21 protein-coding genes, 3 pseudogenes and 1 riboswitch are annotated in these 22,718 nt (G+C 47.3%); of the genes and pseudogenes, 10 read left to right on the top strand and 14 right to left on the bottom strand.

Annotation, left to right across the window (positions count from 1 at the left end; translation table 11 throughout):
• Positions 1-5: 5 nt before the first annotated feature.
• The 5 genes from rsmI to MOZ60_RS11550 form a co-directional block, all read right to left on the bottom strand.
• Positions 6-863, bottom strand: coding sequence for a 16S rRNA (cytidine(1402)-2'-O)-methyltransferase (rsmI, locus tag MOZ60_RS02420; protein ID WP_108774751.1), 858 nt, complete (start codon positions 861-863; stop codon positions 6-8).
• The gene (gene ricT / locus MOZ60_RS02415; RefSeq protein ID WP_370595513.1) at positions 860-2,068 is read right to left on the bottom strand and encodes a regulatory iron-sulfur-containing complex subunit RicT; all 1,209 of its coding nucleotides are present in this window, start codon (positions 2,066-2,068) and stop codon (positions 860-862) included. The genes rsmI and ricT overlap by 4 nt, the downstream gene beginning before the upstream one ends.
• Positions 2,052-3,041 carry a DNA polymerase III subunit gene (locus MOZ60_RS02410; RefSeq protein WP_167836263.1) on the bottom strand — a complete coding sequence of 330 codons (990 nt, stop codon included), beginning with the start codon at positions 3,039-3,041 and terminating at the stop codon, positions 2,052-2,054. The genes ricT and MOZ60_RS02410 overlap by 17 nt, the downstream gene beginning before the upstream one ends.
• On the bottom strand, positions 3,034-3,660 hold the full coding sequence (gene tmk / locus MOZ60_RS02405) for a dTMP kinase (protein WP_277645243.1): 627 nt from the start codon (positions 3,658-3,660) through the stop codon (positions 3,034-3,036). The genes MOZ60_RS02410 and tmk overlap by 8 nt, the downstream gene beginning before the upstream one ends.
• A 116-nt stretch (positions 3,661-3,776) precedes the next feature.
• A complete protein-coding gene (locus MOZ60_RS11550) occupies positions 3,777-4,151 on the bottom strand; it encodes a transposase (protein ID WP_371832619.1) in 375 nt (124 codons plus the stop codon).
• A gap of 102 nt (positions 4,152-4,253) precedes the next feature.
• On the opposite strand from MOZ60_RS11550, the gene MOZ60_RS02400 reads away from it, so the two are divergent.
• The 4 genes and pseudogenes from MOZ60_RS02400 to MOZ60_RS02385 all read left to right on the top strand — a co-directional run.
• Positions 4,254-4,379, top strand: coding sequence for a hypothetical protein (locus MOZ60_RS02400; RefSeq protein ID WP_370595512.1), 126 nt, complete (start codon positions 4,254-4,256; stop codon positions 4,377-4,379).
• Between the two features lie 18 nt (positions 4,380-4,397).
• Positions 4,398-4,505: pseudogene (locus MOZ60_RS02395) on the top strand (hypothetical protein); the annotation flags it as partial.
• Positions 4,479-4,997 carry a transposase gene (locus tag MOZ60_RS02390; protein ID WP_370595511.1) on the top strand — a complete coding sequence of 173 codons (519 nt, stop codon included), beginning with the start codon at positions 4,479-4,481 and terminating at the stop codon, positions 4,995-4,997. The pseudogene MOZ60_RS02395 and the gene MOZ60_RS02390, both read left to right, overlap by 27 nt.
• Positions 4,998-5,137: 140 nt before the next feature.
• Positions 5,138-5,527: pseudogene (locus tag MOZ60_RS02385) on the top strand (transposase); the annotation flags it as partial.
• Positions 5,528-5,873: 346 nt separating this feature from the next.
• On the opposite strand, the gene MOZ60_RS02380 reads toward MOZ60_RS02385, so the two are convergent.
• The gene (locus MOZ60_RS02380; protein ID WP_370595510.1) at positions 5,874-6,719 is read right to left on the bottom strand and encodes a hypothetical protein; all 846 of its coding nucleotides are present in this window, start codon (positions 6,717-6,719) and stop codon (positions 5,874-5,876) included.
• Positions 6,720-7,089: 370 nt separating this feature from the next.
• Here MOZ60_RS02380 and MOZ60_RS02375 point away from each other — a divergent pair, with 370 nt between their 5' ends.
• On the top strand, positions 7,090-8,091 hold the full coding sequence (locus MOZ60_RS02375) for an IS1595 family transposase (protein ID WP_370595509.1): 1,002 nt from the start codon (positions 7,090-7,092) through the stop codon (positions 8,089-8,091).
• A 249-nt stretch (positions 8,092-8,340) separates the two neighbouring features.
• Positions 8,341-9,105: pseudogene (locus tag MOZ60_RS02370) on the top strand (M15 family metallopeptidase); the annotation flags it as partial.
• An 83-nt stretch (positions 9,106-9,188) separates the two neighbouring features.
• Here the strand turns inward: MOZ60_RS02370 and MOZ60_RS02365 are convergent.
• Positions 9,189-11,714 carry an MBL fold metallo-hydrolase gene (locus tag MOZ60_RS02365; RefSeq protein ID WP_370595507.1) on the bottom strand — a complete coding sequence of 842 codons (2,526 nt, stop codon included), beginning with the start codon at positions 11,712-11,714 and terminating at the stop codon, positions 9,189-9,191.
• 259 nt (positions 11,715-11,973) lie between these two features.
• Complete coding sequence (locus MOZ60_RS02360) at positions 11,974-12,507, bottom strand: NUDIX hydrolase (RefSeq protein ID WP_370595506.1); 534 nt, start codon at positions 12,505-12,507, stop codon at positions 11,974-11,976.
• Between the two features lie 202 nt (positions 12,508-12,709).
• Here MOZ60_RS02360 and MOZ60_RS02355 point away from each other — a divergent pair, with 202 nt between their 5' ends.
• Positions 12,710-13,714 carry a serine hydrolase gene (locus MOZ60_RS02355; RefSeq protein ID WP_370595505.1) on the top strand — a complete coding sequence of 335 codons (1,005 nt, stop codon included), beginning with the start codon at positions 12,710-12,712 and terminating at the stop codon, positions 13,712-13,714.
• A gap of 51 nt (positions 13,715-13,765) precedes the next feature.
• Here MOZ60_RS02355 and MOZ60_RS02350 read toward each other — a convergent pair whose 3' ends face one another.
• Entirely contained in the window at positions 13,766-14,278 is a 513-nt protein-coding gene (locus MOZ60_RS02350) for a QueT transporter family protein (protein WP_370595504.1), read from the bottom strand.
• A 141-nt stretch (positions 14,279-14,419) separates the two neighbouring features.
• On the opposite strand from MOZ60_RS02350, the gene MOZ60_RS02345 reads away from it, so the two are divergent.
• Together MOZ60_RS02345 and MOZ60_RS02340 are read left to right on the top strand one after the other, a co-directional pair.
• Positions 14,420-15,256, top strand: coding sequence for a Cof-type HAD-IIB family hydrolase (locus tag MOZ60_RS02345; RefSeq protein WP_370595503.1), 837 nt, complete (start codon positions 14,420-14,422; stop codon positions 15,254-15,256).
• A gap of 11 nt (positions 15,257-15,267) precedes the next feature.
• Positions 15,268-16,452, top strand: a complete 1,185-nt coding sequence (locus MOZ60_RS02340; RefSeq protein WP_370595502.1) for an MFS transporter — start codon at positions 15,268-15,270, stop codon at positions 16,450-16,452.
• 38 nt (positions 16,453-16,490) lie between these two features.
• Here the strand turns inward: MOZ60_RS02340 and MOZ60_RS02335 are convergent, their stop codons facing one another.
• The 5 genes from MOZ60_RS02335 to MOZ60_RS02315 all read right to left on the bottom strand — a co-directional run bounded on the left by MOZ60_RS02335 (position 16,491) and on the right by MOZ60_RS02315 (position 21,607).
• Positions 16,491-17,882, bottom strand: a complete 1,392-nt coding sequence (locus MOZ60_RS02335; protein ID WP_370595501.1) for an MATE family efflux transporter — start codon at positions 17,880-17,882, stop codon at positions 16,491-16,493.
• A 102-nt stretch (positions 17,883-17,984) separates the two neighbouring features.
• A complete protein-coding gene (locus MOZ60_RS02330; protein ID WP_370595500.1) occupies positions 17,985-18,713 on the bottom strand; it encodes an energy-coupling factor transporter transmembrane component T in 729 nt (242 codons plus the stop codon).
• Positions 18,710-20,095 carry an ABC transporter ATP-binding protein gene (locus MOZ60_RS02325; RefSeq protein ID WP_370595499.1) on the bottom strand — a complete coding sequence of 462 codons (1,386 nt, stop codon included), beginning with the start codon at positions 20,093-20,095 and terminating at the stop codon, positions 18,710-18,712. Before MOZ60_RS02325 ends, MOZ60_RS02330 begins: the two co-directional genes overlap by 4 nt.
• 2 nt (positions 20,096-20,097) lie before the next feature.
• Positions 20,098-20,976, bottom strand: coding sequence for an ABC transporter substrate-binding protein (locus MOZ60_RS02320; protein ID WP_370595498.1), 879 nt, complete (start codon positions 20,974-20,976; stop codon positions 20,098-20,100).
• A 1-nt stretch (position 20,977) separates the two neighbouring features.
• The gene (locus MOZ60_RS02315) at positions 20,978-21,607 is read right to left on the bottom strand and encodes an ECF transporter S component (protein ID WP_370595497.1); all 630 of its coding nucleotides are present in this window, start codon (positions 21,605-21,607) and stop codon (positions 20,978-20,980) included.
• 92 nt (positions 21,608-21,699) lie between these two features.
• Positions 21,700-21,798, bottom strand: a riboswitch (TPP riboswitch).
• Between the two features lie 202 nt (positions 21,799-22,000).
• Between MOZ60_RS02315 and treR the strand changes: the two genes are divergently transcribed.
• Positions 22,001-22,717, top strand: coding sequence for a trehalose operon repressor (treR, locus tag MOZ60_RS02310; protein WP_370595496.1), 717 nt, complete (start codon positions 22,001-22,003; stop codon positions 22,715-22,717).
• Position 22,718 lies beyond the last annotated feature (1 nt).

Raw genomic sequence — 22,718 nt, 5'->3', positions numbered from 1 at the left:
CCTGCTCACTTCTGATGCGGATCGCCATGCACAAGCTCATACACGCGATTCTTTGGCACGCCAAGTTTCTTTGCCGTCTGCTTCACCGCATCCGAGCGGCTGATGCCATTTTCCACAAGTGCATTGACACACTGCAGAATATCATCATTGCTCAGCTCTGCTTCTTCCTGCCTGGCACCTTCCACCATCAAAACCATCTCACCCTTTAAAGACGGGCAAACTTCCAGCAGCTCTTCCAGAGTGCCGCGCAGAAATTCCTCATGCACTTTGGTTAATTCTCTGGCCAGCACTGCCTGCCGGTTTCCAAATACAGCAAGAACATCTGTTAGCATTCTTTCAATCCGATGCGGTGCTTCATAGAAGATCAATGTCATCGGATAGTCCTTGTACATCTGCAGTGATTTGATTCTGTCGGTATGGGAAGGCGGCAGAAAGCCGACAAACAGGAATGGCTGTGCCTTTAATCCCGATGCCACAAGCGCATCCAGAAAAGCGGAGCAGCCGGATACCGGAATGACCGGAAAGCCGGCATCCACGGCATCCATGACAAGTCTCTGGCCGGGATCATTGATCAATGGATAGCCGGCATCTGAAATCAGGGCAACGGTATTACCTTCCTGCAGAAGCTTGATGATGCCTCTGGCACTTGTATCCTCATTGAAGTTCTGATAGGCAATCAGACGGCTGGAAATGCCAAAATGGTGGAGCAGCTGCCCGCTTGTCCGTGTATCCTCACAGGCAATCACATCTGCCTGTGATAACACCTCCCGTGCTCTTGGCGTCATCTCATTCAGATTGCCGATCGGTGTCGGCACCAGATACAGCTTTGGTCCTTCCTGCTCAAATGATTTCTGGCGTTTCACGCGTTCTCCTCTTTCTTGCGGCGGCCAAACGTGCGCACCGTCACATTCTTTGCCGGTTTCCGATCGGCAGGTTTAGCGGCAGGTTTCACAGACGGCTTACTGCCCTGCTCATTCTTATTCCGGCGGCCAAATGTACGCACTTCTGTGCGGCTGTTCTTTGCCGGCTCATTTGCATTCACATCACGGCGGTGTCCTCTTGCCATGCGGGCATTCTTGTCACGCATCTCACGAACCGGTTCACTATGCCCAGTGTGTTCCGTTTCACGGTGTTCAGGATGCTGGCCGACATGAATGATATTCTTATGCACTGGATGACCGGGATCATCCTTTTTGCGCTGCATGACCACGCCTTTGCGGGGAATGGCCTTCTCACGCAGTTCATCCAGTGTCAGAAATACCGCATTTTCACGGTTTTCCAGCTTGGCTTCATTGGACATCACATTCATATTCGTGATGCGGTAAATCTCGCCATCATACTCTACCTGAGATCCCATCTTGGGCAGGCCGGCTGTCATTTCCTTGTAATCATTGTCTTCATACTTCAGGCAGCACATCAGCTTGCCGCACATGCCGGATAGTTTGTCGATGTTCAGTGCCAGCAGCTGGTTCTTGGCCATATTGATGGAGATGACATCGAATCTGCTCTTGAACCTTCTGCAGCAGCATTCCATGCCGCACATACCGATGCCGCCTACCATGCGGGCCTTGTCACGCTCGCCGATCTGGCGCAGCTCAATCCGGCAGTGCAGCCGGCTGCCAAGCTTCTTCAGCAGTTCACGGAAATCCACCCGCTGATCAGACAGATACACAAACAGCACTTTGGAGCGGTCCAATGTGTACTGCGCACTGAGCAGGTTCATATCCAGCTTGAGATCTGCAATTTCCTGCTTGCAGATGGCAAAGGCACGGTCATTTTCCCGCTTGTTTTCTTCATTGATGCGCAGATCGCGTGCTGTTGCCACCCGGATGATGGGCCGGGTCGGCATCCGCAGGCCGTATTTGGCCACGGCAACGGCATCTGCCTCGGCAACACCAAGCTCCAGGCCCTGCTGTGTTTCCACCACAACATGTTCTCCCTTGTGGATCTCAGCATTCTCTGTGCCAAAAGAATACGGCCTGCCGGCATTTTCAAAGCGCACCGGCACCGTATACGTATAATTCACCGCTTCCACAGGTTCCCTGGTTTCCTTAAGTTCCTGACTCACGTTTAAAATCCTCCAGTCTTTCATATGTCTGCGCCATCAGTAAGTTCACATCATTGAACTTATTGCAGCGCTCTTTCTGCTGATTGCAGATGATGATCAGCCTGCCATAGTCATCCTGGCTGCCACGGGCATCTGCCAACGCTTCCCGATACCACTTCGGGCCATCCTGATTTCTCAGAATTACATCATGGGCATACAGATCCAGCAGACCAAGGAAGTACTGCACCATGGCAGCGCCATCTGCCTTCTCACTCTGACGATAGCTGATGTCATAATCTACCAGCAATTCTGAAAACGGACCGTTCTTTCCCAGATACTGCTGAAACATGGCCACGGCATTCTGCCACGGGGCAGAGGATGGTGCTGCCAGCAGTTCCTCAGGACTTCGTACAAGCCGGGACAGCAGGGAAATGTCATCATCTGCCATACCATGTTCTTTGCCAATCTGTCGGTAATAATCAGCACCAGGCAGACGGAAAGAGAGCACTGTACAGCGGCTGATGATCGTTGGCAGCAGCCTGCCGATGTTATCCGTTGTCAGGATCGCTGTTAACCCTTCGCCGGGTTCCTCCAGAAACTTCAGCATACTGTTCATGGCAGCAGCCGAGCTGTTTTCTGCATTCAAAATCAGATAGCAGCGGTTTCCACTGCCCTTTTCCGCACTTGTCAAAGAGAAGCGTCTCTGCAGCTCATCAATGTCATTCTTACTGATGGCCTTCTTTGATCCATCCAGCACAGCAAAGTCCATGTGGCTGTTATTGGCAATCCTGATACACTCCTCACACTGTTCGCAGGCAAGCCCATCCTGTTTCTCACAGAACAGACTCTGTGCCAGCAGATACGCTGCTTCCTTTTTCGGCGTACCGGGCGGGCCTGCAAACAGCCATGCATGCGAGATTCTGCCGCTGGTACAGGCATTGTTCAATGCCTCATACACAACCGGTTCCATCTTCTGCAGAAGCTCTTTAACCATTGAGCAGTCCCAGAATGCGGGCCTCCACATCATGAGCTACCGTATCCGCATCACGGGTGGCATCCACTACTTCAATCCGCTCTGAATACATGGCAATCACTTTCTGATAGCCTTCATAAACACGCTGATGAAATGCCTGACTCTCCTGATCCAGACGGTCAAGATAGGTACGGCTGGCGATGCGGGCAAGCCCTGTCTCAGCAGGCACGTTAAGAAAATACGTGCGGTCCGGCATTCTGCCGCCCGTTGCAAACAGATTGATGTCATACACTTCCTGAATGCCGATCTGTCTGCCGCAGCCCTGGTATGCCAAAGAGGAATCCACAAAGCGATCAGAAATCACCGTGATGCCTTTCTCTAAAGCAGGCAGCACAATCTCGACAAGATGCTGGCGGCGGCTGGCCGCATACAGCAGAGCCTCTGTGCGGGCATCCATTGCCGTATTGGCCGGATCAAGAATGATACTGCGAATCTTCTCCGCAATCTCACTGCCGCCCGGCTCTCTTGTATACATGACCTGATAGCCCTTCTTCGACAAAGATTCCACAACTTTTGTGGATACCGTTGTCTTGCCAGAGCCATCCGGTCCTTCCAATGTTATAAACAGTCCCTTTTTCATCGCAGAAATTATACCACGAACACATTCAGCTTCTGCATCCATACTTTTGGTGCCAAAAGGGCTCTGCAAGATTTGGCGCAAAATCTGAATATTCAAATGTGAGTATTCATATGCTGTTATGTAAAAGCCAATGCCAAGTGCCAGTTTCGGATTGATTCAATATTTTTCCTTTGCTGTTGAAGGCATACTGTTGCTTTGTTATGGCTCTTTCGATCGTGCAGTACAAGACGCATGTATCTCTTCCGGAGGCGTTCATTCGCTCTGTCCGCATATGCAATGACTTCAGAAGCGTTGCCTTCCTGCCGCTTCTTCAGTGCTTCACTTTTGCCAGATGATGCCCGGGAGAAGGATTGTGCACATTCGACAAGTAGTTTTCTCAAAAAGGTGTTTCCCTGTTTTGTTATTCCCATCTGATTCTGATCATCGCTGCTGCTGAGTTCTCCTGCAACCAGGCCCAGGAATGACGCAAAGTTCTGATCCTTCGCACATATTGATGGGCCAAAATTCCATGCACGTATAATAATTTGATATAGAAAAAGTCATCTGACTTCTGTAACGTATTACTCAACCAAAAGAACACGGAGAGAAGAAAGATGACAACTAATAGCGTATTGAAGAAGATCCTTGGCATCAAGGATACAGTGATCGTTAATTGTACTTATTCTGAAGATGATCGAGGCGTAGGTACAATTACAACCCGTGTTCATCTTGTCAAGTGAGCTTCCTGCAGGTGTCCTTACTGCAATCGCAAGATTCCTAAGTATGACCGTTCCAACAAAGTGAGAACATGGAGAGCTCTTGACTGTGGCGGCATCATTATGAAGATTGAAGCCGAATCATCGCGCGGTACCTGTCCTGTGCATGGTGTAGTAACAATGGCGGTACCATGGGCTTATCCGAACTCTTTGTTTACCAAAGACTTTGATATGACGGTGGCCTGGATGGCCAAGTTGCTCTCCAAGACAGCTGTCTCTCAGTACATGCGGATCTCATGGGCCACAGTAGGAAGATGCCTCAGCAGAGCAATGGATGACCTCGAGCCAGACCGTAAGAAAAGACTCAACGGTTTGAGAAAGATCGGTATTGATGAAACCAGCTATTCAAAGGGGCATCGCTATATTACGGTTGTCGTCAATCACGAAACCAATACTGTGGTATGTGTCCATAAAGATCACGGAAAGACAGTGATAGAAGAGTTCTTTAAGGAATTGAGTGAGGAACAGCGTGCCAGCCTGAAAGTAGTATCAGGAGATGAGGCCAGGTGGATCACAGATGCTATAAATGAATGGTGCCCTCAGGTGGACAAATGTACAGATCCATTCCATGTTGTGGAATAGGCAACTGAAGCCCTGGATTCTATTCGTAAAGAATCATGGCAAAGAGCACGTGCGATCCTTAAGGAGGCAGAGAAGGAAGCAGGAAAAAGGCATTGCGGCAGACCGGCTTCAGATGATAAGGCGGCCGAGAGACTGAGGAAGGCCAGAGAGCAAAGCTTGAAAGCATTCAGATCAACGATCCTGTCCTGAGCAGAGCATACCGTTTAAAGGAGAAACTGCGCATCATCTTGAAAATGAATGATCCAGAGGCTGCAAGGGAAGAACTGAAGCATTGGACGATGTGGGCAGACAGAAGCAGAATTAAGACGTTCAGAGAACTGAGCAAGAAGATCAAGCGGCACATGGAGTACATTCTGAACTTCATCAGGACAGTCATCAGTAATGCCAGAGTAGAGGCAAACAACAATAAAATCAGTCTTCTGGTGCACAGATCCTATGGCTTCAAGAACTATCAGAACATGGTGGATCTGATCATGCTTGTGCGCTCAAATATCAAGATCAAGTTACCGAATCGTCCTGCATGTATATAAAAATCCTTCATCAATGGTTATTCGCCATTTTCTGAAGGAAAATTACCCATCAAGATGCTAGAAGAGTCAAAAGATTACGAATAATAGGATGCTGCAAGCAGAATCAGCAGTAACATACTGCACATATATACAGTATTTAGAATTCGCTGGCTTTTTATGGGGTCTACTGTGGTTTCTTTATTCATGCGTGGATGCAATATCATTAGGATAATCACAACTGGTGCCAGAGCAAAAATAATAATGTCTTGAAATGTGCCGTTTACTGCATGCATATTTATTGCAAGTGCTAATGTGAAGCCGAGAATCGTAATGATCTCATGAAACAAATGCGATTTTTTCATCATGCTTATGCATATGCCAGACAGTTTTGACCAGCGTAGTCTGGCCTTACCGAATGGAAATAGCTATATCCGTCACCAGCATATCCGGTGTAATTATTGTACTGATAAAAACGGACATAATCTCTGAAATACGTTGTACAATCAGATTTATAATATCGATCATAATCAGTATAAAGTGTTACTGTCTTTTTTTGACCAACAAGAGTAAAGATGCCTACAATAACAAGGATTCTTCCTATTGCAGGACAAATACAATTCCACGAGACCAGTCCACTAATAGTTACAATTTCCGATATTGCCTGCAGGAGTAATGTGTTTGTTCCTTTGATGTGCTGAGCCATCAAAATCCATGAACCTGATGCTGCTGCCATCATTTTTTCTTCGCTATGATCCTCATTTGAAGGATTGTCTGGTAAATATTCCAATACTTTTAATGACTCGCCAGATTCAGATACACAATATATATCATATTCATCTGCGATAATTGTATATCGATTACCTTCAATGATCATTGTCAGTTGTGAATCATCTATTATATCTGTATAAATAAGCAAGTCATTGTTAGTGTCATGAATGATTGCTTCCCCAGTATTACTGTTTTCTGCAACGATTTCAGCAGTGGGCTTGTCGTTAATAGAACTAAATATGGAAAAATCGTCTGCATACAAACTGTTTTTTTCAAAGACCGGTGCTAAATGAGGACTCTTTGCAATTCGGCTTGCTAGAATACGATAGTATCTATCTTCCAATGAAAGATTATCTGACTCGGGTGCTGCATAAACAGATACTGGCTGAAATGCTACGACGATTCCAACAAGGACAGCAATCAACGCTTTGGCGATTTTTTTCATGTTCTTCTCCTTTCAAACATATATTTGCTCAATAATCACGCGCATTTTTCAATTGATTCTTTTTGAGATTATCTCCATTCTTATACCTGGATAGACAAAATGATAACATTGCATATCCCCCCTTTCTCCATTTTCCTATCAAAAATATAAAAGATAATTAGATTAGAAAAAAGGCTGTTGTTATTTGCGTATATATCATATGATAAAAAGTACAGTCAACTAGTCAGAACTACATCACTGTAAATAATTTCCCGCTGCATCTTTTTCTAAGGGCATATTAACAAATTGGTGAATTCTATGGTTGCTGTACTTGTTCAGGTACAGTAATGCTAAGCTGGCTGATTATCATCATTCATGTGAGGTGAATTCCATGGATGATAAACTGATTGGCACAACTGATTTTGATGAGATCTCCGAGAAAATACAATCGTTGTTTCCTTACCAGAAGGATAAGGTGATTCGCACCATTAATGATTTTCTGGACCTGAATGAGAAAACAAGTGAATACTCTTTTCAGGTTTGTCCAAAGTGTCATGAAGAAATTGATACATTTGGCAAAGGCGGCTACACCTACAAAGAAGTAGATGGCAAGAGAGAGCGCTCTAAGAAGCTTTTTAAATGTCCTCTATGTCACCGCCGCTTTACAGCAGATCGTGGACAGTTGACCTTCTACTCACACTGTTCGCGTGATATCTGGAATACGGTTATTGAGGATACATTCAATAACGTTTCACTTGAGAAAACGGCAGCTAAGATTGACAAACATACTGTCACAGTTTTCCGTATGAGACACAAGCTTCTGGCATTTCTTGAAGCGGCAAATGAAGAAACAGTCTTAAGCAAGCCTTGTGAAGCTGATGAGAAGTACATCAATGAGTGCCATAAAGGCCTTGTTCATGCGGAAATAGATGATGCCAGGCATCAGGTGACAATTTATCGGCCTTCGCAAAAGCGGAGAACAGGAATATCCCATGACAAAGTATGCCTCAGCAGCGTAGTTGAGAGAAATGGAAAATCATTTAGTCATACCGAGAACACTGGCAGGCCAAGAACAGAAGAGCTTAAGAAAGTGTGCACTCACATTAAAGAAGGAACATTTGTGTGGACGGATAGCCAGCGTGCATATGATGGTGTGCTTTCTGAGAGAAACTGCCCGCATAAGGAACTGAAATCTGGCCTTTCGTATGACCAGGTAAATCATCTGAATACAGTTAACAGCCTTCACAGCAAAATCAATGAAGTCATTCGTCAGTATCGCAATGTCAGCAGTATTTACATCAACAGATATGCATCATTCGATCTTCACAGACAAGTATATATTGAATCAAAGAGAGAATACATTAACCTGGTTAGAAGTGAATCAGCTGGTTAAAAAAACATCATTACACAATCATCTATGCACGCATCCAAGGCAGCCAGCTTCATACCTAACAACGATCTCTGTATCATTTCCAACCTTTTTCCTGATTCCCTTGCAGCAGCTGACGATGTCAGCAACAGCAGGGGAATACGTATTCGTGTTCACAGGTGCTAACACACAAGTTAATGGAAGGCTTTTACATATTGTCTAAGTCTAAGTCTGCCTGCATTGACAATCATTTCTGTGCTATCATGTCGGGGCATGAAATACCGTAGAAAGAAAAGACATCTGCGCTATCAGCGCCTGGTTGTCGTAATAGCCGTGATGGCTCTGATCCTGGCCAGCATTGTTTCTCTTGTGGATACGATGCGTCATAAACAGAGTGCTGCCGCTTCCCCGTCTGCCTCTGCTGTTTCCAGTGCGCAGGCATCGGAAACTGCTGATTCTTCCGCTTCTGCCGCCTCAACATCCAATCCCACTGCCGTCTTTACACCGGCATCCACAGATCCGGAAAATGATACCCGTCTGACAGATCCCAGCAGCATTCTCTTCTGTGCAAACAAAAAACATCCTCTGCCATCGGGCTATGCCCCTGAGGATGTGCGTTATGTTAATGTTGCCCAGATTTATAACAATGCCGTAATGCGGGAAGAGGCTGCCACGGCGATGGAGAATATGTTTGCGGCCGCACAGGCTGACGGCATCACATTGACGCTGGGCTCCGGATACCGCTCCTATGACCTGCAGACAACACTGTACAACAAATATGTGGATGATGATGGCACCGACTATGCGGATTCCATTTCCTCACGGCCTGGATATTCCGATCATCAGACTGGGCTGGCTGCAGATCTCAACGGAGATGATGAAAGCACGTATTGTGACAAGAGCTTCATCAATACCGATGCCGGCCAGTGGCTGTATCACAATGCTTACAGATACGGCTTCATTATGCGCTACCCTGAAGGCAAGACAGACTATACCGGCTATGACTATGAGCCATGGCATTACCGCTATGTCGGTGTCGATACAGCTACTGCCATGTATAACATCGATCCGGACCTGTCCTTTGAAGAATACTTCGGCATTTCCGGCGGCGACTACAACAGTTAGATTTTCTTTCTCAGATACAGACCGGTTTCTTTGTGGAACCGGTCTTTCATTTCTTCCGGAATCTCCTGCACAGTCCGGATCTCCATCGTCTTTTCACCCGCAAGATACGAGGGATTCTTCGATAGAGAAATGCCATACTGCGCGCATAACTGTGCCAACAGAATCTGAATGGCATTCTGGTTCACACTGGCTGCGATATGCATATTCCAGCCCGTATCATCGGCACACTTCTGCAGAAGTTCTTTTTTTCCCAGACCAAGCTGTGGCGACAGGAAGGCAGCCTCAAAGCAGCGCACACCTGAGACCGTCTTGATGCCAAGCTTATATGGTTTGACATCCTCCCCTGCAAACATGGCATGGATCAGTGTCATGGCAGCGTTTTGTTCAAGCGGATTTTTCCCATGGCTCAGGATCATCATTTCATCCTGTACTGCAGATGATTCCGGCACTGACACGGCAGAACCACTCGGGATTCCAAAGGCCAGCTTCCACCCGGTTGTCTTGGTAAACAGTTCAGAAAAAGACGGATCTGCCTTGCTCTCATCCAGCAGGCTGATCACATATTCCTTCTTTTCTTCATAGTAGGAAATCTTCTTCACATTGCCGGCAAACAGATTGTGCAGCAGAATATCCGCTGCCTGGTGGTTCATGGCCTCATGCAGCGATACATGCCAGCCCGTATCATGGAAGATCTTCTCATCCACATTCTGCAGTACAGTCTTATCAAAGGCATCGGGATAGTCACAGATGATCTTCACCATTTTCTCATCCTGGTAAAAGCCAAGTTTCCGATAAGGAATCTCTTTTAACAGCTCGCTCAGTTCTGCCTGTACATCCTGCATGGCAGGTTCCTTCTTCTTTGTCTGTTCCGCAATCTCTGCTTCATTGTTTCGTCTGAACAGAAACATCCTTCTGGCATCACGGCTGAAATAGACAGAATTTTCAATGATATTGGCAAACTGCTGCAGTTGTTCTTCTTCCTGTGCATCATACTGATCGGCATGGATGGTTCTGCCGGTATACATTGCATACAGATCCTGCATGGTAAAAGTGCGGTAAGGATAGTTCTGCTGCCAGAAGGCATAGAGTGTTTTCTGCTGCTGTGGATCAGCGATATCTGTACCATGCATGGTATTTGATAATTGCTGAGGCAACTGTTTTCTTTGGTGATGAAACGAGAAAGAAAGGGAAGTGCCGGTGGATGGCTGATAGACATGATTGGCCAGATTGCCGGAAAGCTCTGTGCCAAGGGCACTCATGGCATCTTCATCACCATGAACCAGCACAATCTGATGGCAGCCAAGACGCTCCATCAATGCCAGCAGTTCTGACTTGTCAGAGTGGGCAGACAGACCGACCTGGACAACTTTGCACTTCACTGGCAGAAGGGTGCCATCAATCACCGCATCTTTTTCTTCCTGATCTGCATCCATCATATTCAGCAGCGTACGGCCAGGTGCTTCTTCATCCTGATAGCCGGTGATGATAATCACGGCATTTTCATCCGGCACCAGTTCCTTTGCATAAGTGACACTTGGTCCACCCGTTAACATGCCTGAGCTTGCCACAAAGATCGCAGGTCCTTTCTGATGCACCAGTTCCTTCCGGTCCATCGCATTGCTGACAGGCTGAATCGCATCATGAAAGAACGGATTCTGTCCCTTCATGATCTTTCTGGCCAGCACAGCCCGCAGATATGTTGGATATCGCAGATATGCCATCGTCATATCCCTGACCATGCCATCCACATACACCGGCACCATCGGAATCTGTTTCTTTGCCATGGCCCTGCTTAAAATCAGCAGCACTTCCTGCGATCTGCCCAGGGCAAAGGAAGGAATAAGCACTTTCTTTCCCTGCCGGACTGCCTCGCTGACCGTATCAATGAGCTTCTGCTCCTCGCCCTGACGGTTGGCATGGAGCCGGTTGCCATAAGTCGATTCAAACAGGCCGACATCCGGGCGGAGTCTTGGAATCCGGATTCCTTCAATGGTCTCCTGCGCAAAGCCAGACACATCTCCCGAGTAGAAAATCGAGCCTTCCGGTGTCATCAGATAAATGCAGGCAGCTCCGGCAATATGACCGGCAGGATAAAACGTAAATGTAATGCCTTCTCTGATCTGGTACGGTGTTTCAAAAGGAACCGGCACCACCCTTGCCATCATGGCATCCACATCATCCTGTGAGTATAAAGGGACACTGCCCTCTGCCCGGTTCATCAGCTTCAGACTGTCTGCCAGCAGGATTCTTGTCAGATCCATGGTCATCGGCGTCATATAAATCCTTGCACCGGGATATGCTTTGGAAATCACCGGCAGAGAACCCGTATGGTCCATATGGGCGTGGGAAACGATGATCGCATCCACATCGCCAGCCTGCTGGACAGCCTGAAAATCAGGCAGAGGATCCTTACTGCCTGATTGATGAATGCCTGCATCCATCAGAATCCCCATCTCTTTCAGTCTGACATAGATACAGCTGCCTCCCACTTCTCTGGCACCACCGGCAAACACAAATTCCATAGTTTTCCTCCGTGCTTTCCATTCTACCATGCTGTACCGTTCTCATTCTTTTTGAAAGTCAGCCAGAACATCTCAGTAGAAAACTGTTCCTTTTCCTGCCAGGATATGACACAATCACAGAAAAAGGCTGTTCTATGCCGATCCACATCCTGCCATCATTTCTGCTTTACTGCTTTCTCAATGGTATTACAGCAGGCAAAGAGCACTGGTTCTGCGTGCCGTATCACTCGTCATATAAAATGAATCACAGGATGATTGATCACGGGTGCATGATGCGGTACAGGATCTCTGCCGTCAATCCCCAGATCACGCCATGGTCTGTATTGTAAAAGCGCATGACTCTGGTTTGCGGACGGAAAGCATAATCAGACCGGTGGATCAGTTCCCTGATGGCAGCCTGATCCTCCGGTCTCATCTCCATCTGTACTTCCAGCACTGATGGCTCGTGTGTTTGAAACCATGACAGCGGCATCGTAAAGACACTTTCAATTTCAGAGGTCCCATACGTATGATGATAATCCGCAAGATGACAGCGGAAGGCATGTACAGCAATGCCGCCGGGACCCGGAAGTGTAAACAGCGGCGTCACATCATGAAGCTGCTCCTGCCTGATCAGCAGTTCCTCACATGTCTCACGGGTCGCTGTTGCCTGCGCTGTCTCATCAGCTTCTTTCTGTCCGCCCGGGAGACAGATATCTCCGCCCTGCGGGATGGAACGCTGGCGGACTTCAAACAGAATATCCGGTTCAGATGTCTGATCCAGAAACGGAACCATCACCGAAGCTTCTTTCATATGTCTCCTTCTTTCTAACAAATACTGCCTGTTATAATAAACAAACATGCCGGCATCTGCCATGATGAAGCCCGAAGCCAGCAGGGATGATGCATCATTCTGCTTTTTCAGATCATTTCAATACATCATTTGCACAATTCTGCATGAATGTTCAGATAACCTTCAGGAAAAATCTTAAGATTTGCGGTAGCATGTTGACATTGTGAAAAAGAGACTTCTGAACATGTTATGCGCCTGTTCTCTGCCCGGGGCAATGGTCATCACACCCGTACAGGCAGAAGACCAGGTGTCTTTTGTTTCTCTGGATGCCAGAGTTCAGCAGTTTATGGAAGAGTATGATCTGGATGAGGACTCTTTTTCGCTTGCCTATTGCAACACAGCATCGGGTGAATACTGGCAGTACAATGGCGATACCTATATGTTTGCGGCAAGTACCTACAAGCTGCCGCTGAACATGTATTACTACCTGCAGGAAAATGCCGGCAATATCGACCCGGATGAAGCCATCGGCATGTACACCCTGTCTCAGGCACACTATCTTTCCATTGTACAGTCCGACAATCCTTCCTCAGAAACACTGATGTATGCCCTTGGCTCCTATGATCAGTACAAAGATCTGATGTTTGAAACCTTCGGGTCCCAGAAGTATCAGGAAGAAGGCGGCATCGATCCCATCACCTATCAAGACAATGATTATCCGGCAGACTTCCTGATGGATGTGCTTCAGTACCTCTATAACAACCAGGATCAGTTTCAACAACTGCTCTCCTATATGTCCGATCCCGATCAGAGCAACGGTTTTGACAACGATCTTTCCCAGCAGACAACGGTCTATCAGAAGCAGGGATGGTATGACTATGTGAATGATGTGGCCGAAATCGTCATGAGTGATCAGCCCTATCTGGCTGTGGTCATGGTAGATGTGGAAGGCAGATATGACAGTGCTGAGATCTGTTCGGCTGCCAATGATCTGCTGTATCAGTACAATCAGGACTGCATTGCCAATGATGCACCGGTACAGACAGCCGCAGCCAATGATGAAACAGGATCCAGTGAGGAAACCGCACAGGCAGAAAGTACAGATACAGAAGATACAGAAGCTGCAGAAGCTTCCACAGAGAATGGCATCAACTGGCCGCTGCTGGCAGCTGTCATTGGTGTCTTTGGCGGTCTGTTCTTCCTTGTATTGACCATCAGCAGAAAATAAAACATGCACGTTCCTGCGGCAATTGGAACAGTACATGTTTTTTTTCACGTTTTATTCGAAAATCTTTGTCCGGGACAGCGCCTTGACTAACAGCCAGCCAAGAATCACTGCAATCAGTTCTCCAACGGCAACTTCTGCGCCCATGATCAGAAGTCCCAGTACAAAATTTCCCTGGAAATAGAGTGCTGAAAGTTCTGCGCCGACAAAGAAGAAATTAAAGATCACCGGCATCAGAATGGACCACAGCGGGAACCCTTTGATCGTATGGTTACGCAGCCTGTATGTGCACCAGGCAGCCAGGAAGGTTGCCAGTGTTCCTACCACCGCATCCAGCATGCCGGTCGGATTGACACCCATGGCAGCACCAATCAGATTGGTCAGGAAACAGCCAAGTGTCACACCCCAGATCGACGGTTCATAGATCAGTGGCAGAATCGTCAGTGCTTCGGCCATCCGTACCTGAATATTGCCGAAGGAAAACGGTGCCAGTGCAAGGGAAACAACCGTGTAGATGGCAGCGATCATGGCAGTCTTTGCAAAACTGTCCAGATTGACTTTTTTCATGAAAAAACATCTCCTTATTTTCGTTTTACGTCAGGTAGCCGCTACTGACGGGACAAGTGTCCGATAAAAAATTTTACCACCCGGGGATGATATGGCAAGCATTCATGCTAGAATAGTCCGGCACATAAAAGAGGATAGAATATGATCAAAGCAATACTTCTGGATATTGACGGCACACTGACCAACAGTGAAAAAAAGATTACGCCGAAAACACTCACAGCTTTGAAGCATGCGCAGGATAAAGGCATCATTCTGGTCATTGCCAGCGGCAGGCCGACCCGCGGGGTTGTACAGTATGGAAACCTGCTGGATATGCCATATCATCATGGCCTGTATGTTGCCTACAATGGCGGCCGTGTCACCGATTGTGAAAACCAGGAAGTACTGGTAGATATCACCATGCCGCAGGACCTTGTCACTGCCGTTTTGAAGCACATGAAGAAGTTTGATGTGATTCCGATGATTGCATATGGCGAATATCTTGTGGTAGAGAATGTCTTTGCCGGCATGATTCATGATGGTGACAGAGAATTCAATGTCATCGAATATGAATCCCGCTGCTGTGATTACCGTCTGATGGAAGCAAAGGATCTGGTATCCTTTACCAACTTCCCGGTCCACAAAATTCTCACTGCAGCTGACAGCAGCTATCTGCAGGCACACTGGCAGGAAATGAGAGAGCCTTTTAAAGACACGCTGTCCTGCATGTTTACTGCCAACTTCTACTATGAGTACTGCCCGAAAGGCATCAACAAAGGCACTTCCATCAGAATGGCCATGGAAAAGCTGCACATCAGACCCGAAGAAGTTATCGCCTTCGGTGATGCCGAGAATGATATTTCCATGCTGGAATATGCCGGGATCGGGGTTGCCATGGGAAATGCCACAGAGAAAGTCAAAGAGATTGCGGATGAAGTAACAGATACCAATGACAATGACGGCATTGCAAAGTCACTGTACAGACATCTGGATATCTGAAATAGAATATAATGTTGCGTTCCAACTATAAAGCAACCATCCATGCTTGCTATGCAGGTTATATCACCCAGGCAGTCGTCAATTCCTTTGCACCGCTGCTGTTTGTCACGTTCCAGAAAGAATATGGCATTCCATTGGCACAGATCACCTTCCTGATCACATTCAACTTCGGTTTCCAGCTTGTCATCGATCTACTCAGCGCAAAGTTTGTCGATAAGATCGGATGGCGCACCAGCATCGTTGCGGCGCATATCTGTGCTGTCCTGGGTCTCATCCTGCTTGGCATCCTGCCGCATGTTCTGTCAAATGCCTTTGTGGGGCTTTTGATCAGTGTCATTATCTATGCCATAGGCGGCGGCCTGATCGAAGTCCTCATTTCGCCAATCGTTGAAGCCTGTCCAACGGATGACAAAGCATCAGCCATGAGCTTACTGCATTCCTTCTATTGCTGGGGTGTTGTCGCCGTTACACTGGTCTCCACTCTGTTCTTCCACATCTTCTCCATCCATCACTGGCCGATCCTGGCCTTTCTCTGGGCCATCCTGCCAATCGTCAATGGCTTTATCTTCTCGATCGTCCCGATCAACACACTGACAGAGCAGGGAAAAACCATGCCCGTACACCAGTTACTCTTTAAGCCTCTGTTCTGGATGTTATTTGTCCTGATGATCTGCGCCGGTGCTTCCGAGCAGGCCATGAGCCAATGGGCATCTGCCTTTGCCGAAAGCGGCATGCATGTCTCCAAGACCGCGGCAGACCTGGCCGGACCATGCCTGTTTTCTTTCCTGATGGGACTCTCCCGTGTCATTCATGCCAGCACCCATGGCATCGACATCCGAAAATATCTGATCTTCAGCGCCCTGTTATGCATCATCGGATACTGTCTGGCATCCCTGACATCGATCAGCTGGATCGGTCTGGCAGGATGCGGCGTTGTCGGCTTTGCTGTAGGGGCCATGTGGCCGGGATCCTTCTCCATTGCGGCAAGACAGCTGCCAACAGGCGGTACGGCGCTGTTTGCATTACTTGCCTTAGGCGGGGATCTGGGCTGCAATGCCGGCCCGACATTAACCGGCATGATCTCCGCTGCCAGCCATAACAACCTGCAGGCAGGCCTGCTGGCTGCCATCATCTTCCCGGCCGTCATGGCCATCATGCTGGCAGTACTGCAAAAAAGCAGCATAACAGCACAATAAAGGCGTGGAATCCATAAAGGACTTCACGCCTGTTTTTCTTATGCCTGCTGTACTTTCATCTTTTGCAATACACCAGGGAAGATATGCCTGAACAGCAGAATACATGTAATGGCAGCAAAGGCATCAGCTGCAGCTTCGGCGCCAAAGACACCCATGGCCCCAAAGAAATGGGAGAACAGGAATGCCAGCGGCACAAGCAGGAAGATCTTTCTGAGCAGGGCGATGAATAATGAAACACCTGGCTGATTCAGGGCGACAAACATAGTCTGACAGGCTCTCTGCATGCCAAACACGGTCATGCCTGCCATAAACAGAGGCATGGCTTTCTGAACGCCGGCAATCAATGTGGCATCACTGGTAAACAGAGCGGCAAAGAAGCCGGGGAAGAAAATCATCATCAGGCTCATGAAGCAGTTGAACAAGGTCATGTTCAGGAAGATCACTTTAAAGCCTTCTTTGACTCTGTCCGGGCTGCCATGGCCATAGTTATAGGAAATGACCGGAGAAGCACCGTTCTGGAAGCCGTTGAGCGGTACGGCAATCATCTGCATGCATGAGGACATGATGGTCAATACGCTGACATACAGATCTCCGTACTTAACCAGGATGCCGTTCATGACAAAGCCGATGATGCTTTCGGTGGATGCCATGACAAACGGGGAAATACCAAGGGCAAAGATCTTATGCATGATTTCCCTGTTGGGCTTCATATCCGCAAAGCAAAGACGCAATGATGATTTCTTTGAGACAAGGAACAGAATGATCCACAGGGCACTGGCAAACTGGGACAGGATGGTTGCCCAGGCCGCACCGGCAACACCCATGCCAAAGCCGAACATGAACACAGGATCCAGTACGATATTCAATACCGCACCAAGGATGACAGTAGACATGGCCAGACCGGGATGCCCCTGCACATTCAGAAATGGGTTCATGCCGATGGCAGCCATGACAAACAAGGTACCAAGCAGATAAATAGACAGGTAGGTATGTGCATATGGAAGGGTAGCGTCACTGGCACCGACCAGTCTGAGCATCGGATCAATCGTCAATCCGAAGATCACCATCAGGATCACCCCCAGCACCATGATGATGACAAAGCCATTGTTCATCATCTGGCTGGCCCGTTTCTTTCTGCCGGAGCCTAAGGCAATAGAGGCAAGCGGTGCACAACCGCCGCCTGTAATCATGGCAAAGGCAGAGATCAGGATGATGATGGCATTGCACACACCAACACCAGCCAGAGCCGTTGTGCCAATGTCAGGAATATGTCCGATATAGATACGGTCCACAATACTGTAGAGAAGATTGACAAGCTGGGCTGCAATGGCAGGCACTGCCATCTTCCAGATCACACTGCTCATCTTGCCGCTGGCAAATATTTCATCAGTTTTCATAACACCAAAAGTATACCGCTTTCTGTTATTCACCGTGCTTTCCCTCATGATTCATTGTTTCAAAAATTCCGGTAAAAACAGAAAACTGAAAACCAGCAGTAATTCCAATTTACTGCTGATTTTCAGTTGAGAAGCTTACAGTACAATACAACAGAATGGAAACAGGACGCACGTTACGGCAAGAAATATCATGTCACGTTTCCGAATGACAGGAGCCTGATAGGAGGTTCTTGTCTGATGAGAGGAAAAGCCCCTTGATTCCATTGCCATTGCAAGTTCATCTGACCACCTGGTTGTTTTCACCATGAGAGTTACAAGCAGCTTAGGAGAAAATGGCAGTACATGAATGCCCCTAGCCTGGAAGGCAATCTTTGTCTTCTTGTATTCCTGTGCCATGTGTGGAAATACATTCCATGCCGCAAGCAGCCCATAGGCAAACATCTGCGGGACATGGAGCTGTTTTTCAAAGGAGCGCACCATTGTGACCGGGTCACTAGTCAAAGCAAACAGCAGGCCGATTGATGCATACACAAGCACTCTTGAGGCAAAGATCAGGCCGTTATAAACATTCCCGGGAATCATTGCCAGTGTAGAACCTGTCATGATATGACTGTTTACAACCGAAGATGGCGCAGAAGTGAAACGGTATCCGGTAAAGAACATTCCAATTGCCAGCAGGGTAATAGGAATCATTGGATAAAAATAGAGATGAACACCCCTGTGTTCCTTGATCAATGATTGCAGACAGAGGATGGATGCCACCAGAAAAACAACAACATTCAGGATTGGATTGTGAACGCCTGCCAGAATCATTGTCATCACGACAAGTCCAATCAGTTTCGTAGATGGGTTAAGAGAGCTCATCGAATCTCCTTTCTGACCAAAGTATGATCTTTGATCATCCAGATTTCATCCGCAAATACCTTTGCAAGTTCTTGTTCATGTGTGGAAAACACAAGTGCAATATGCTTTGCTCTGGCTTCCTGCAACAGGTTGGTCATGATCGTGTATGCACTCTGAGGATCCTGGGCACAGGTTGGCTCATCACATAACAGCAGCCGGCAGCGGCTGTTCATCATTGCCGCTGCACCAAGTCTTCTCTGCTGTCCCTGGCTTAAAAGATAAGGAGAAACATCACGGTATTTCCACAAATGAATTTCACGCAGGATTTTCTGGGCATCATCATTATTATCTTTATTCATGCCAGCCTCAATCTCGTCCCGTACGGTTCCGCCAATAAACTGATCCTGAGGGCTTTGCGTAATCATCCCAATCTGTCCAGCCAGATGGTGCCTCATTTTCTTGATCTCTTTATCCGGAAAAAGAATCTTCCCATGGTACGGATACAAACCGAATACAGCGCCAAACAAAGTACTTTTACCTGATCCACTCTCGCCAAGGATGGCATAGCTGCCACCCTGGCGAAGAGTCAGATTTACATGATCAATCACAGGATGCTGCTCATCCTGATGCCATACAGACACATCCTGCATCTGCAGCACAACATCACCAATATGATTTCTTCCTGTATCTGCCATGTATGGCACTGGTTCAGGATTCAGATCTTGCAGATTTCCAGGAAAAATCTGACCATTGCGCATATGGCATACAGAAGTGGCAGCACCAAGCCAGTTTTCAGGATGATGGTCCACCGCCACAATGCCTGTACCGTACTGTCTGTGCATCTGCATTAGTTTTTGAACAAGATCATGCCGGGATGTCTGATCTATGCTGGCAAATGGCTCATCCAACAGCAGCCATTTGGGTCTCAGAAGCCATAAACATGCCAATGCTGTTTTCTGCTTTTCGCCGCCTGACAGGATCATCAGCTTTCTGTTCTCCAGATGGGAAATACCGCAGAAAGCCAGTGCTTCTTTGATTTTCTGTTCAAAGTTTTCCTTCTTTTCCTGAAGATTTTCCAAACAGAAGATCATCTCATTGCGTACCGTATCCATACAGAACTGCAGGTCAGGATTCTGAAACATCATACCAACATAATGGCAGCGTTCAGATGGATCCATTTTCCCAGGATCCTTTCCATCTACAAGTACGGTACCTTCTTTCAAAACACCGGCATAATGCGGATACAACCCTGCCGCAAGATACAGGAAAGTTGACTTTCCTTCCCCGGTATTGCCATCCAGCAGGGTGATATCCTCCTGTTTGAATTCACAGCTCAGGTTTTTCAGAATCAGAGGTCCCTGCTCATCATAGGCAAAGCTCAAATGTGAAGCAGAAATGTTCACAGTCAGTCATCAAAGAATTCGTTCGTGAATTCTTTCTCCCTACGCTTGGAAATGACGTTCTTTTTAACAAGGAAGTCTGCCATGTTATTCCACATCGCCGGCTTGATACGTCCCCATTTACCATTTTCATCAATCCAGATCGGTGCTAGATGCTTAGCACCAGCGACAAGCATGTTGTCACTGCTTGCTTCCGGGATCATATCGCTGACTTCAAGAATCTTCTCTGGATCTGCAGCCATCCTGCGATACGAAAGATCCGTAACATGCAGGAAGGTACGCAGCGCATCTGCCTTATTGGCAATCGCATTGCCGGTTGCTGCAATTGCCGGTGCACAGAAGTTGAAAATCGGATCTATATCTCCAAAGTTGATGTAGTTGACTTCTTTGCCAGCATCGAGCAGAGCATACTTTTCCCAGTTCTCATAGACCCATGTCGCATCTGCTGTTGTACCAAGTGTTGAGACGATATCCCCCACATCCATCATCACTTTCTTGACCTTGCTGTAATCACCGCCATCTTTCTCAACAAGATAGCCAACAGCCGGATGATACCAGGGCAGATCCCAGTATGTCAGTCTCTTTCCCTCCAAATCTTTCATTCTGGAAATTCCCGCAGATTTCAAAGAAACCAGTCCAGAATCACATTTCTGTGTAAACTGGGCAATACCGGTCAGAGCAACCCCATGCTCCATGTTCATTAACATCGAAATTTCCGGTCCGCAGATCATATCCGTAGTGGACGGATCCATGGCGTGGTGTACCTGTCCCTCAATGTCTACATCCAGTCCTGCCTTTTCATACTCCCCATTCTTTTTCGCTGCGAGAATACCTGCATGAATCGTATTCGGGAACCAGTCAAAAACAATCTTCAGTTTTTCCATGTCATGCCTCCTCTTCATGAACAACTGCATGCTTTACCGTTTTGCCAATTGCATAATTCTTTAAAACACCTGTCTTTGCCAGGCCATCTGAGACAGCCTTGACAATCAGTGCTGAGAAAACAATGCCGCTGATGGAACGAATAATCAGATGGCCGCAATGCATCCCAAATGGCAGCATATAATATTGGAGGTAATACAGCTCATAGCCATAAATGAAGACACCGGATAGAACAGATGCCAGTGAGAGAGATGCCATATCCCATCTCTTATAGCGGAAAATGGCAAAGCCAAGTTCTGTACCAAGTCCCTGGATCAGACCTGTAATAACAACAGCGATGCCTCCAGAGTTTCCCATTAACAATTCGACAACCGAAGCCAGCACTTCAGCAATCAAGCCTGCCCCTGGCTTGCGGATGATGTAAGCTGCCATTGTTCCGGCCATGAACCAGACGCCATAAATGATGTCAAATGAGAAATCGCCAAGACCAGTTGTGGTCAGTGCAGCAGAAAGGCCCATTCCAACATTGAAAACAGCCAGATACACAATGGCAAAAATAATGCCAAAGCCGGCCATCAGAATGACATCCCGCAGCTCCAGATGATGCATGATACTTTCTTTTTCTTCTTTCATGAAGATCCCCTTTCAGACATGGGCGGTTATCCACCAGAAAAGGGCATCTTTTAACAAAAAATGATCAGAACTATTTTTCCTGCTGAAAAAAATTCTGATCATCATCACTTCCCTACATCGGCATTGTCCGAATCAGGTTTAAAGGGTCTGTGCAACGCACACTCTCAGCTGACGCTCCCCCAGCAGATATTCACTTGTCGCTTCCTACTCTAGCACCATACAATTTGCAGTCAAGGAGCGAATATCATAGCAGAATTCAGGATCAGGGTGATATGCAAAACATTCTTTCATGGGTTACGAATCTAATCTGATACAAGCAAACAGATTTGCTTTGGTGTCTTTCCACCCATGACATCCTGAAAATTACCCGTGTATAATGAACACGGAAAGCATATGTCAAAGTATCAGGAGATTGAAAACAGAATACGGGCACAGATTGAGGATGGCACTTATTCTGCCGGTTCCTGCCTGCCGGGAGAGCATGAACTGATGGAACACTATGGCGCATCCCGTGATACCATCCGCAAGGCACTGTCACTGCTGGCACAGGATGGCTATATCCAGAAGGCAAAAGGGATCGGTTCCATCGTACTGTCCATCAACCGGTTCGCCTTTCCGGTCAATGGCGTTGTCTCCTTCAAGGAGCTTGCTCCAACCATGGGAAACCATGTAGAAACTGAAGTTATCTGCTGTGAAAAGACGCATCCGGATGAGAAGTTTCAGAAGTATTTGAAGATGAATCCGGATGATTGGATCTATCTTCTGCAAAGAGTCAGGCGCGTCGATGGCGAAGCCATCATCCTGGATACCGATGTTCTCAATGCTGCGATCTGTCCTGGCATCACCAGGGAAATCGCAGCCGATTCCCTGTATGCATATCTGGAAAAAACACTGCATCTGCCGATTGCCTATGCCGAGAAGAAGATCACCTGCCAGAGTGCAACCAATCAGGATATGCGCTGGCTGGATATGAAGCACTTCAACATGGTTGTCAATGTGGAATCCTTCACCTATCTGGACGATGCACGTGTCTTCCAGTACACATCCAGCCGTCATCGCCCGGACAAGTTTGTGTTCCGTGATTTTGCCAGAAGAAATCCCAAAGCATGAA

The organism is Grylomicrobium aquisgranense (genome assembly GCF_033971865.1).
In the GTDB taxonomy this organism is placed as follows: Bacteria; Bacillota_I; Bacilli_A; order Erysipelotrichales; family Erysipelotrichaceae; genus Bulleidia; species Bulleidia massiliensis.
This window is presented reverse-complemented; position numbering and strand designations above follow the sequence as displayed.